The organism is Holophaga foetida DSM 6591, from assembly GCF_000242615.2.
GTDB lineage: Bacteria > Acidobacteriota > Holophagae > Holophagales > Holophagaceae > Holophaga > Holophaga foetida.
Genome location: NZ_KI912268.1, coordinates 2,214,582 through 2,226,356, shown reverse-complemented (window position 1 = coordinate 2,226,356; position 11,775 = coordinate 2,214,582). Strand labels below are relative to the sequence as shown.

The following is an 11,775-nucleotide window of genomic DNA, read 5'->3' as shown; positions in this document are numbered from 1 at the left end:
GCCCTTCGGGGCCCTTTTTCATGGATACAGGGAGGCTTCCGTGGACAACGCTGAAACGATCCTGATCATTGAGGACGAAGCTGCTTTGCGCAGGTCGATGCGCACCTTGCTGGAGGCAATCGGTTACCAGGTCCTGGAGGCGCCGGATGGGCCGGGCGGAATCGCCGTCTGTGCTGAGCGGCGACCGGACTTGGTGCTGCTGGACGTCCGAATGCCGGGCATGGATGGCTTTGAAGTCTGCACCCACCTCAAAGAGGATGAAAGGCTGCGGGACATACCTGTGATCTTCCTCAGCGGCATGCTGGAGGCCAAGGAGAAGGTCCGGGCCTTCCGGGTCGGTGCCGTGGATTACGTGACCAAGCCTTTCCATGTCGAGGATGTGAAGGCCAGGGTGCGGGTACAGCTGGAACTCCTCTGCCAGAAGCGGCGTCTCGAGGCTCAGAACCAGACGCTCCAGCGGGCGCTTGAGGAGGCTGGCCGCCTGAACCGGCAGCTCATCGATATGAACGAGCAACTCTGCCGCTCCGAGGCGCTCAAGGGACATTTCCTCTCCAACGTCCGGAACGAGATCAACAATCCCTTGAATGTCCTCCTGGGGCTCGGTCTGGAATTGGAAGCGGGCAGGGTGCCTCCGGACCGGATCTCGGCCGTCGGAAGGCTCATCGCTGGCGAAACCTCCGGCCTGGACTTCCAACTGCAGAACATCTTCTGTGCGGCGGAACTGGAGGCCGGTGAGGCCACCCCAAGTGTGGCGAAGGTTGAAGTGACTGCGGTCGTTCGGGGCGCTCTGGAAAACCTGCGCTACCCCTCGGATCAGGCGAAGGTTCGCATTCGCCTGGATTCGGAGCCAGTGGAGGGCTGGACCCTCCGCACGGACGCGGCGAAGCTCAGGCTTGTGGTGGCGAACCTTGTCTCTAACGCCATCAAGTTCAGTCATCAGGGGGGAGAGGTCAGGGTCCGCCTGTGCCCCGAGGGCACCTCGCTGGTGTTGGTGGTAGAGGACGACGGAGTGGGCATCCGACCGGAGGACCAGACTCGCATCTTCGAGCGCTTCCGGCAGTTGGAAATGGGGCCCACCCGGTCCTATCCGGGCAAGGGACTGGGGCTATCGGTGGTCCAGGCCCTCCTTGACCTCCTGGGTGGAACCCTCCTCCTGGAGAGCGATCCGGGGCGCGGAACGCGATTCACATGCACCTTCCCCTCCATGGAGGGAGGCGATCCCAATCTGACGGAGGGTGACGTGCTCTTCTTTGGTGGTTCTGAAGAGGTCTGAGATGCCTCTCCCGACTCACTTCCTCTTCCCTTGCGCCCTCTTCGCGCACAGGCAGGAGCATGGAGTCACCACGATCCTGGGATCCTGCGTGTCCGTATGCCTGGTGGACCCCGAACTCGGCATCGGTGGTATCAACCACTACATGCTTCCCCTTTGGAACGGGGTAGGCCTTCCCACGCCAAGATTCGGCAATGTGGCGATCGACAAGCTGGTCGAGCGCATGCTCTTTCTCGGATGCCGCAAGGAGAAGCTCGTGGCGAAGGTCTTCGGAGGGGCCCAGGTGATCGCTGGGGAGATGCAGCAATTCAGCGTGGGTGAGCGGAACGTGGTCCTTGCCATGGAAATGCTGGACTACCACGGGATTCCGGTGATCGCCCAATCGGTGGGAGGGCTCCAGGGTATGAAGATCTGCTTCAATACCCGTAGCGGGCAGGTGCTTGCGACTTGGATCCAGGGGCGTGATTCTATGGCAAAAAATTAACAGCTAATCAGAAATGAGGGGCTCGTCTTTCAAAGCGTAGCTTCCCCCCTCGATGCGCAGGGCGCAGCCCTCCACCAGGGCCTTGGCTACCTTCCGGTGGGCAGCGTCCAGCACCCGCCCGAAGGTGGCCCGGGAGACCCCCATGGATTCGGCAGCTTCCTTCTGGTAGTGCCCTTCCAGGTGAGCCAGACGCAGTGCCTCCAGTTCCTCCATGGACAGGGTGACCTCTTCCAGTTCGGCCATGGGAACGGCCCGGGGCTTGAAGTAGCGCACTTCGGGCAGGGCTTCGATGCGCTTGCAGCAGGGACGACGGGCCAAAGGAACCTCCAAAAAAGGGCGCCCAAAGGCGCCCTTTTACAGAAACAAGTGAAGCTACTTCTCTGCAGGGGGCTCGGCGTCGGCGGCCATCAGGGCCTTGCGGCTCAGCCGGATCTTGCCGTTGGCTTCCACGGCGATGCACTTGACCATGATCTCCTGGCCTTCGCTGACCTCGTCCGCAGGGGATTTGACGCGGTAGGGGGCCATCTCGGAGACGTGGAGCAGACCGTCCAGGCCGGGGAGGATGGTCACGAAGGCGCCGAACTCGACGACCTTGGCCACCTTGCCCAGGTAAGTCTGGCCCACCTCGGCGCTCTGGATGAGGTCGCCGATCATCTTCACGGCCACGGCCAGCTTCTCCTGGTTGGGCCCGGCGACCTGGCAGATGCCGTTGTCATCGATGTTCACGTCGCAGCCGCTGACCTCGATGATGTTGCGGATGGTCACGCCGCCCTTGCCGATGACATCGCGGATCTTCTCCTTGGGCAGGGTGATGGTGGCCATCTGGGGGGCATTCTGGGCGAACTCGTCCCGGGGGGCGGCCAGGACGGATCCCATGGCCTCCAGGAGCTCAAGACGGCCCTTCTTGGCCTGGTCCAGGGCCTTGGTCAGGATCTCGGTGGTGATGCCGCCGATCTTGATGTCCATCTGGAGAGCGGTGATGCCCGCGGTGGTGCCGGCAACCTTGAAGTCCATGTCGCCGTAGTGGTCTTCCTGGCCAGCGATATCGGTCAGGACGACGAACTTCTCGCCATCGCTCACCAGGCCCATGGCCACACCGGCCACGGGGGCCTTCAGCTTGATGCCAGCGGCCAGCAGTGCCAGGGTGCCGCCGCAGATGGTGGCCATGGAGCTGGAGCCGTTGGACTCGGTGATCTCCGAGACCACCCGCAGGGTGTAGGGGTTCACCTTGGCATCGGGGAGCACGGCCATGATGGAGCGCTCGGCCAGGGCACCGTGGCCGATCTCGCGGCGGCCGGGTCCGCGGTTGGGCTTGCACTCACCCACGCTGTAGCCAGGGAAGTTGTAGTGGAGGTAGAAGCGCTTCTCGTACTCCTCCTCGATGCCGTCGATGGTCTGGACGTCATCGGCGGTGCCCAGGGTAGCGGTAACCATGGCCTGGGTCTCGCCGCGGGTGAAGAGGCAGGAACCGTGGGTGGCGGGGAGGACGTCCACCTCGATGTTGAGGGGACGGATCTCGTCGAACTTGCGGCCATCCAGGCGCATGCCCTGCTTGAGGATGGCGTTGCGGAAGAGGGTCTCCTTGAGGAGGTCGAAGCAGGCCTTGACCTCGCCCTTGAGGGAGGCGTCCTCGGCGCACAGGTCGGCGACGACTTCCTTCTTCAGGGCGTCGATGGCCTTGTAGCTTTCGATCTTGACCTTGATGGTCAGGGCGGCCAGGAGCTTCTCGGCGTACTTGGCGGCCAGCTGGCCGTAGATCTCGGTGTTGCGCTCGGTCTTGACAGGGACCATCTTGGGCTTGCCAACCTGGGCCTGGAGTTCCTTCTGGAGCTTCACCAGGGTCTTGATCTGGGCCTGACCGAACTCCAGGGCCTTGACCATATCGGCCTCAAGGACCTCCTGGGCGCCGCACTCCACCATGACCAGGGCCTCATCGGTGCCGGCCACCAGCAGGTCGAGATCGCTTTCGTGACGCTGGGAAACGGTGGGGTTGGCCAACAGCTGGCCGTTGACGCGGCCCACGCGGACGCCGCCCACGGGGTTGGTGAAGGGAATCTCGCTGATGATGAGGGCAGCAGAGGCGCCCACCATGGCCAGCGTGTCGGGCTGATGCTCGCCGTCGAAGCTGATCACCTGGCAGGTGATCATCGTGTCGCCGTTGTAGCCCTCTTCGAAGAGGGGGCGCAGGGGGCGGTCAATGAGGCGGGAGACCAGGGTTTCCTTGGTGGTCTGCTTGCCTTCACGCTTGAAGAATCCGCCGGGGATCTTGCCAGCCGCGAAGCCGGGCTCGCGGTAGTCCACGGTGAGGGGGAAGAAATCGATGCCTTCCCGGGGCTCGGCGCAGCACACGGCCACGAGGACCATGGTGTCGCCCTGGCGGACGACCACGGAACCGGCGGCCTGCTTGGCGATACGGCCCGTCTCAATGGAAATGGGCGTGCCGCCCAGATCAATGCTGACGGTCGTGGGGGTGAATTTGAGGGTATTCATCTAATCTCCATGGGCCCTGGGCCCGGAATGGCTTCCTGCTGGCGATCCCTCCATGAAACCCTCCGCCGTATCTATGGGGGCGGGCTTCCTGCAGAGGTCGCTGCCGACGGAAGCAATAATCGGCTCAGGTATCATATCAGGGTGCAGAAATTTGCAGTCCCAGCCTTGCGCCAGATGCCGGAGTACCATACCTTCACGCCAAGCAGTCGGAGGCAGCCATGATCATCCGCGCCGAGTGGCCTGGCTATGTGGTGGATGTCCTGGTGAGCGTCGGCCAGGAGGTAGATGAAGACGAGAACTTGATCCTCATGGAGGGGACGGACTCGGCCCACACCCCCTTTTACATCGCCGCGCCCGACGCCGGGAAGATCCGGAAGATCTACCTGGAGGAAGGTGACTTCGTCGATGAAGACGATGAAGTCCTTGAAATGGGAGACGTGGAGTAGGGGATTGGTAACATGGAGGCACTGTCGAGGTCTCCATGTCCCTGCTCATCAAGAACGCCCGCATCCTGGACCCCTCCCAGGGCCTGAACGAGCCAGGATCACTGCTTGTGCTGGATGGGCGGGTGGCCGCCATCGGGGCCGATGTCCAGGCCCCCGCTGACGCCGAGCTCCTGGATGCCCAGGGGATGGTCCTCTCGCCGGGCTTTATTGACCTCCATGTCCACTTCCGGGAGCCTGGCCAGACTGCCAAGGAGACCATCGAGACGGGGTCTCGGGCCGCCGTGGCCGGGGGGTTCACCTCGGTATGCGCCATGGCCAATACCCGGCCCGTCAATGATTCCGTGGCCATCACCGAACTGGCACTGAACCGGGCCAGGGCTGCCAACCTCTGCCGCTACTTCCCTCTCGGCACCCTGACCAAGGGGATGGCCGGGGAGGAACTGGCGGACTATGGCACCCTGAAGGGGGCGGGCTGCATCGCCTTCAGTGACGACGGACGGCCCATCATGAACGCCGCCATCATGCGCAAGGCTCTGGAATACACCGCCTGGCTGGATGTTCCGGTGGTGGCCCACGAGGAGGACGAGCATCTGGCCGACAAGGGATTCATGCACGAGGGGGCCGTGAGCGCCGCCCTTGGGTGCCGGGGGATCTCAGCCGCCGCCGAGGAGGTCATGGTGGCCCGGGATCTGATCCTGGCGGAGCACACCGGGGGCCACGTCCACTTCCAGCACCTCTCCACCAAGGGCTCTCTGCGGCTGGTGCGGGAGGCCAAGTCCCGAGGCGTCCGGGTCACCTGCGAGGTGACGCCCCACCACTTCAGTCTGACGGACGAGGAACTCCGCCGCTTCGACTCTGACTTCAAGATGAACCCCCCCCTGCGTCCCCAGGCCGATGTGGATGCGGTGCTGTTGGCCATCGCCGATGGCACGGTGGACGCCATTGCCACCGACCACGCCCCCCATGCCTGGGACGACAAGTCCTGTGAGCTGCCGGATGCCGCCTTCGGCATCCTGGGACTGGAGACGGCACTGCCCCTGGTGCTGGAGCGCCTGGTCAAGCCCGGGGTCATCACCCTGGAGCGGGCCATCGAGCTGCTGACCAGCGGCCCCGCCAAGGTCGTCCACCTCGATCGCCGGGGCCTGGGCTCCCTGGCGGTGGGCAATCCCGCGGACTTTGTTCTCTTTGATCCCGAGGCCCGCATCACCGTGGACCGGGCCTTCATCCAGAGCAAGTCCTTCAACACCCCCTTCAAGGGCTGGGAACTGCCCGGAAAGGTGCTGGGGACCTGGGTGGAGGGAAAGCGGGTCTGGGGGTAAGCGCCGCCTTGTGACCTGGTTATTTCCGGGGTTGTCGTCGGGTTATATGGACCAATTTTATGATCCGTTGCTGTGATAGGATCCCATCTATCCACCGCCGGAGGTTTTCATTGACGTCCAAGCCCCCTGACTCCCAAGGCGGAGGCCAGACTTTTGTCCACAAGCAGGAGGGCAAGGAGATCATCGTCTTGATGCCCGAGCCCGTGAGAACACGCCGCAGGGTGGTTCGGGGGGTGCTCCTGGGGCTCTTGGCGCTGAGCTTGACGGCCTTCGTGATCTTCAATGTGCTGCCGGACCGGGGTCCTCAAGTTCGGAAACGGACCAAGAAAGTCGTCCAGTTCACCCCGGCGAGTCCCGCTCAGCCCCCGCCGGTTGGAAAGGGTGAGATGCTCGCTCATTTCGGGCGGCAGGAATGGGATTCCGCCTTCAAGTTGGCCCAACAGGTGGCCGGTCAGGGGGATCGGGAGGCGGATTTTGTCCTGGGCTGGCTGCTGGCCGAGGGCAAGGGGACGGCCAGGAACGAGGCCGAGGCCGCCACCCATCTGGGCAGAGCCCTGGAGGAGAGGGTCCGGGTTCCCCAGGCCGCTTGGAAGCTTGCCTGGCTGTATGAGCGAGGCCTTGGAGTGCCCAGGGACCTGGATTTTAGCCGCCAACTCCGGGAGGATGCCCTAGTGGTCAGTTCCGCGAACACCAATCCCGATGAGCTGCTCTTCCTGGCCAAGCTTTGGGAGGAAGGGCGGACCGGACAGGTGGACCCCGTCCAGTCCTCGGTGCTCTATGAAAGGGGCTGCCAGGGGGAGCAGGCCATCCTGGTGCTCCAGCGGGCCACGGCCGAGGGGCACGCAGGGGCCATGGAGCGCTTTGCGAGCTTCCACTACGAGGGAACGTTCGGCATGGCCAAGGACCCGCGACCCTGCGTGGCGCTCCTAGTTCGCGCTGGCCAGGCCGGGAGCAGTGAGGCTTGGCTGCGGCTGGCGGAGCTTTGCGACAAGGACGAGGAGCTTGCCGCTGCGGCGGCGCCCGGCAACGCCCTGGAGTTCCGGCGTCGGGCAGCGGCCCTTCCTGGCGCCGGGGCCAAGGCTTACCGGGCCTTGGGGAAGGCGCTTTGGCACCAGGAGAAAGGCCCTATTCCTGAGGCTGCGGCTCTGTTGGTCAAGGCTTGGGAGTTGGAGCCGACCGTCCCGGCGGTTGAACTGGCAGAGGGCTTGGATCAAGGCCTGGCAGGCCTCGACATGGACCCCCTGGAGGCCGCGAAGATCTTCCGTCTGGCCAATGAACCGGATCGGGCCAAGAGCGCCGCTCTCCGGGCCATCGAACAGAATCGTCCAGGAGCCTGGGTCGAGATGGCTGAAGCCTGCCTTGTCCAGGGTCGCCCCAATGGTGCCGAACAGGTCCTGCGGGATGGGGTAAAGCGGGGAGATGCAGCCTCCAGCCATCTCTTGGGGCAGCTTCTGGCGGGGTGGCGGGCCCAGGCTGATGACTTCAGGCCCAGGCCCTTGGAGGCCTTTCCTCTCCTGTTGGCGGCAGCGGAGGCCGGACAGCGGGGTGCCCTCATGGATCTCTATCTGCTTTGCACCCGTTTCCGTGAGGTGAGATCTCGCGCAGGCCGGCTGTCGAAGGTCCAAGGCCTGGTGGCCCGCCAGTCTCCCAAGGGAGGCACTGCTCTGAAGCTTGCCCATGCCCACATGCTGCTGCACCCCAGTGGCGAGCCTGGGGCCGAGCCGACCCTGGCCAATCGTCAAAAAGCCCACGATATGCTCGCCCCCCTGGCCATTGCCGACCTGCAACGCCTTGATCCGATGCTTCAGAGGGTGACGGTGGAACTTGGGGAGGCCTGGCTCTCCCAGGCCTTGCCCGGTGGGGACCCGGCCAAGGCCAGAACCTGTTTCCGGAAGGGAGCCGCGCTGGACCTCTCCGAGGCTTGGCAGGGCTTGGCCCGGGTTTATCGCGAGGGACTGGGTCTTCCGAAGGACACTGTCCGGGCCGCCTACTGCATGGGGCGCGGAGTCATGGCGGAGGGATGCGGCGACTGATTATTTGAACGGATTCCGTTCCGGGGCTTCTTCTGGGTCTGGCAGGGGCTTCAATAGGCTTCCCGCCACCAGATTGAGGGCCTGGATGCGGTGTCGCAGCAGGCAATAGGTGGCCTGGGGTTTGGCGCCGAGCTTGGCCTTGGGCTACGTGAGCGTCCCCTGGGTGCCCGTGACGCGGATGAGGAAAGGTCTTGCCAACGCCCCTCTGCTGGGCCTTTCTGGATTATGATTACCTTGTCATATTCCTGATCGGAGAGGTGCTTTGTGAGACGTGAAACTTTGGGCGCGGTCATGGCTGTGGTCATGACAGCTGCTGTCTTCTCATGGCTGACGGGTTGTCAGCGTTCGGGGCGTGCTTCCGGTTCGAATTCAGGCCGCAATAGCGCGGATGAGGTGCTTCAGGCAAAACTTGGGCCCTTCATCGAATGCATCAACAGGACGGACTCCAGCATCCAGCAGAACGCCGAGCTCTACCTGGAGAGCGCACGGGTTGCGGGCCGTTACGCCGACCCCCGCCACAAGCCCCAAGCTGATGAGTGGACGCGCATCCGATTCATCAGCTTCAAGGTCGCTCCCTATGAGCGGAACAATGAGATCTCACTTGGCTGCGCGGCGGATCTTGAGAAGGCCGTGGCGGCACCGCCCGTCTCGCCGGAGCTCGACCGGATCGGCAGGGAATACGCCGCAACCCTCCGGGAGCTCATCCCCATCTTCAACCAGATCGACAAGTACTACAGCCAGAAGGACTATCAGGACGATCGTTTCAGTAGGGGACGCGCTCTGGATGTGCAGGTGACCCCGCCGCTCCGGCGCATCCTGTCGCTTTCTGACGCTCTCCGGAACGAGGTCGGGAAGCAGAACGATGCGCTGCACCAGCAGCAGCTAGATGCGGCGGCCAAGGCCGGGCGCAAGGACCAGGCGTGGTACGCCAGCAACTTCATGCTCCGGGCCCGTTACGCGATGGAGGGGATCGGTTGCCGGGAAGATCTGGAGGAAACCACCCTCCTCACCTTTGAGAAATCGGTACAGGAAGCCTTCGACGCAGCAGAAGCCTACGGTGCTGCTCATCCGAACGAGAGGGACGCCTGGTATGGGGGCGCCGTCCAGGTTACCGCCGACCTGTTCCTGAAATACCTGAAAGAACTCCGGCGGAACGTCAGCAGTCACGCTTCCCGGCGGGTCTTGGCGCGAAACCGGGAAACCCTGCTCAGCACCTACAACAGCCTGGTTCACAATTACAACACCATGCGCTGATCCGGTTTTCCGGACCTCCCCCTCGGGAGGTCCGCGGAAGGCGAACGGACGACGGCCCCCGGGGCAGGGAATCCCAGGGGCCGCCGTCCGTCCGCTGCTCCAGGATCCTACTTACTGGCCCATCCCATGTTTCTTCATGATCACCGCTCGCTGAGCATCGTACTCAGCCTGATTGATGAGCTGGGAGTCGAAGAGATCCTTCAGATCCGTCAGCTCTTCCTTCAGACTCTTGGCGGGGGGCGCGGGAACCGCCGCAGCAGGGGCGTTGCCCGCAGGGTAGGGAGTCTGGGCCATCTGTCCCATGGCACCGCCCATCTGCTGGCCCATGATATTGCCCATCCCGACGCCAACGCCCAGGCCCATGCCCATGCCCGCCAGACCGCCAGGATTTTGGGCTGCCAGGGGCACGCTGTCGGCGACCTGCATCTGGGTGTAGGCGCCCATGACCGGGGCCATCATGCCCACGCTGGTGCGCTTGTCCATCATGGCCTCGACCTCTTCGGGGAGGCTGATGTTCTCGATGAAGAGCTTGGAGCACTCCATGCCCATGGTCTGGAATTCGGGGTCCATCTTCTGGCGCAGAAGGTCTGATAGTTCGTCGTAGTGGGCCGCCAGGTCAAGGGCCGGGACCTTGGCCTCCCCCAGGGCATCCGTGAATCGGCTGATCAGGCTTTTGCGGAGCTGGTTCTGGATGTCAGTGACGGAGTAGACCTCGTTGGTGCCCACCACGTTCTGAAGGAAGCTCTTGGGGTCCTTGATCCTGATTGAATAGATGCCGAAGGCCCGGATGCGCAGCATGCCGAAGTCCGCGTCGCGCAGCATGATGGGGTTGGGGGTCCCCCAACCCAGGTCGTTGAAGAGCTTGGTGTTCAGGAAGTAGACGTCGCTCTTGAATGGGCTCTCGAAACCGTACTTCCAGCCCTTGAGGGTGGCCAGGATGGGCAGGTTCTGGGTGGTGAGGTTGTGGGTGCCGGGGCCGAAGACATCGGCGAACTGGCCTTCGTTCACGAAGACTGCCACTTGGCTTTCGCGCACCACCAGCTTTCCGCCGTTCTGGATCTCCTGGCCGCGCATGGGAAAGCGCCAGGCCATCGTGTCATTGGAGTCATCCAGCCACTGCAGGATGTCGAGAAATTGGGCTTTACCCCAGTCCATCAGACCCATGAAGGCCTCCGAATCGGCATGTGCCGCAGGATAAGTTTACGCAGGGACGCAAGGGCTTCAGTGGGGCTTCTTCTTTCCCGCAGGATTCGGGATGCGGTCCCTGGTGCGGACCCGGTGGGTGTCGCAGTCCACAATGCATCGCCATCCGCGGTCTTCCTGGGGCATGTGGACATCCACTTCCCATCCCCCGGATGCTCCGTTGAGGTGGATGCGCTGAGCGCTGACAGCCTGGCCCTTTGTCTCCTGCTCGGCGATGGCCTTGGCCTCCCTGGCCGTGGAGACGGGGCCTCCCCGTCTGTGCCCCGCCTGGAGCGGGAGGATGAGGGCCGGAACCACCAAGAGGGCTGCCAGTGTTTTCATGTTTGATTCCTGGAATACCGCCCCAGCTTAGGCCTGGAATTCGGGAATGTCCAGATTCTTCAACCAAAGGGCGTGATCCGTGGGCCGTTCACTGCGAACTCCGTGGTGCCTCATGGCGTGGACCCGGAGCGACCCATCGGCGAAGCCAAGCAGGACGCCCTCAGGGCTCTGGCGGAAGGCGCCTGCGGGGCAGGGGGTTTCGGAAGGCAGGGCCCAGGATAGCTTGAGCTGTCCGTGCTCCGTCTCCAGGAATGCATTGGGCCAGGGGTCGGCCACGGCCCGGACCTGATTGAAGGCCTCCAAGGCTGTCATTCCAAAGTCCAGGCGGGAGTCCTGGGGCCTGCGGCCTCCGAAATAAGTGGAAGGGCCCAGTTCGGATTGGCGAAGGGGGCGGATGCTGCCCTGGATGAGTCCTGGGATGATCCGGCGCACCAACTTCTTCCCTGCCTCGGCCATGCGCAAGGTGAGGCTCAGGGCGGTCTCATCCCAGGCGATCGGCATGCGGGTCTGGCCCAGGATGTCGCCGTCATCAGGTTTGGGGGTCATGCGGTGGAGGGTGATGCCCGTTTCTGTCTCGCCTCTCACCAGGGCCCAGTTGATGGGGGCCCGTCCCCGGTAGGCCGGGAGCAGGGAGCCGTGCAGGTTGCAGGCCCCCATGCGGGGGAGCTCCAGGAAGCGGGCCTGGATCATCTCCCGGAAATAGAAGCTCAGGAGGAGGTCCGGGGCTTCATCTCGAATGGTCTCAAAGACGCGATCCGCGTTGAAATCGGGTTCCATGCGCACGGGAATGCCGTAGCGCTCCGCCAGACTCGCCGGGGCCTCAAACCATGCGTCCTCGGTCGGCTGGGGGTAGGTGTAGAGGGCCTGCACCTCGATGCCAGCCTCCAGGAGTCCCGTCAGGGCGCCGTGGCCAACGGGAGAATAGGCGCAAACGATGGCTCGGGTCATGACGGCT

11 protein-coding genes are annotated in these 11,775 nt (G+C 63.7%); 6 read left to right on the top strand and 5 right to left on the bottom strand.

The window, feature by feature from the left end:
* Nucleotides 1–40: 40 nt before the first annotated feature.
* Entirely contained in the window at nt 41–1,273 is a 1,233-nt protein-coding gene (locus HOLFODRAFT_RS22980; RefSeq protein WP_005038363.1) for a hybrid sensor histidine kinase/response regulator, read from the top strand.
* 1 nt (nt 1,274) lies between these two features.
* Nucleotides 1,275–1,754 (top strand): chemotaxis protein CheD, encoded by a 480-nt coding sequence (locus tag HOLFODRAFT_RS0209925; protein ID WP_005038360.1) that lies wholly within the window; start codon nt 1,275–1,277, stop codon nt 1,752–1,754.
* Nucleotides 1,755–1,757: 3 nt separating this feature from the next.
* Here HOLFODRAFT_RS0209925 and HOLFODRAFT_RS20420 read toward each other — a convergent pair whose 3' ends face one another.
* Both HOLFODRAFT_RS20420 and pnp read right to left on the bottom strand, forming a co-directional pair.
* Complete coding sequence (locus HOLFODRAFT_RS20420) at nt 1,758–2,072, bottom strand: DUF134 domain-containing protein (RefSeq protein ID WP_005038358.1); 315 nt, start codon at nt 2,070–2,072, stop codon at nt 1,758–1,760.
* A 54-nt stretch (nt 2,073–2,126) separates the two neighbouring features.
* Complete coding sequence (gene pnp / locus HOLFODRAFT_RS0209915) at nt 2,127–4,244, bottom strand: polyribonucleotide nucleotidyltransferase (protein ID WP_005038357.1); 2,118 nt, start codon at nt 4,242–4,244, stop codon at nt 2,127–2,129.
* A 218-nt stretch (nt 4,245–4,462) separates the two neighbouring features.
* Between pnp and HOLFODRAFT_RS0209910 the strand changes: the two genes are divergently transcribed.
* The 4 genes from HOLFODRAFT_RS0209910 to HOLFODRAFT_RS0209895 all read left to right on the top strand — a co-directional run bounded on the left by HOLFODRAFT_RS0209910 (nt 4,463) and on the right by HOLFODRAFT_RS0209895 (nt 9,296).
* Nucleotides 4,463–4,690, top strand: coding sequence for a biotin/lipoyl-containing protein (locus HOLFODRAFT_RS0209910; protein ID WP_005038354.1), 228 nt, complete (start codon nt 4,463–4,465; stop codon nt 4,688–4,690).
* A 35-nt stretch (nt 4,691–4,725) separates the two neighbouring features.
* Nucleotides 4,726–6,009, top strand: coding sequence for a dihydroorotase (locus HOLFODRAFT_RS0209905; protein WP_005038352.1), 1,284 nt, complete (start codon nt 4,726–4,728; stop codon nt 6,007–6,009).
* A gap of 110 nt (nt 6,010–6,119) precedes the next feature.
* Nucleotides 6,120–8,042: an SEL1-like repeat protein gene (locus tag HOLFODRAFT_RS0209900; protein ID WP_005038351.1), complete on the top strand. Its 1,923-nt coding sequence runs from the start codon at nt 6,120–6,122 to the stop codon at nt 8,040–8,042.
* Between the two features lie 264 nt (nt 8,043–8,306).
* Nucleotides 8,307–9,296, top strand: a complete 990-nt coding sequence (locus HOLFODRAFT_RS0209895; RefSeq protein ID WP_005038348.1) for a DUF3829 domain-containing protein — start codon at nt 8,307–8,309, stop codon at nt 9,294–9,296.
* A 111-nt stretch (nt 9,297–9,407) separates the two neighbouring features.
* Here HOLFODRAFT_RS0209895 and HOLFODRAFT_RS0209890 read toward each other — a convergent pair whose 3' ends face one another.
* From HOLFODRAFT_RS0209890 to HOLFODRAFT_RS20415, 3 genes are read right to left on the bottom strand one after another with little or no spacing between them, the layout of a single operon-like run.
* A complete protein-coding gene (locus HOLFODRAFT_RS0209890) occupies nt 9,408–10,460 on the bottom strand; it encodes an SPFH domain-containing protein (RefSeq protein ID WP_005038346.1) in 1,053 nt (350 codons plus the stop codon).
* A gap of 57 nt (nt 10,461–10,517) precedes the next feature.
* A complete protein-coding gene (locus HOLFODRAFT_RS0209885; RefSeq protein ID WP_005038344.1) occupies nt 10,518–10,820 on the bottom strand; it encodes a PepSY domain-containing protein in 303 nt (100 codons plus the stop codon).
* A 27-nt stretch (nt 10,821–10,847) separates the two neighbouring features.
* The gene (locus HOLFODRAFT_RS20415) at nt 10,848–11,768 is read right to left on the bottom strand and encodes a formyltransferase family protein (protein WP_005038342.1); all 921 of its coding nucleotides are present in this window, start codon (nt 11,766–11,768) and stop codon (nt 10,848–10,850) included.
* Nucleotides 11,769–11,775: the final 7 nt, after the last annotated feature.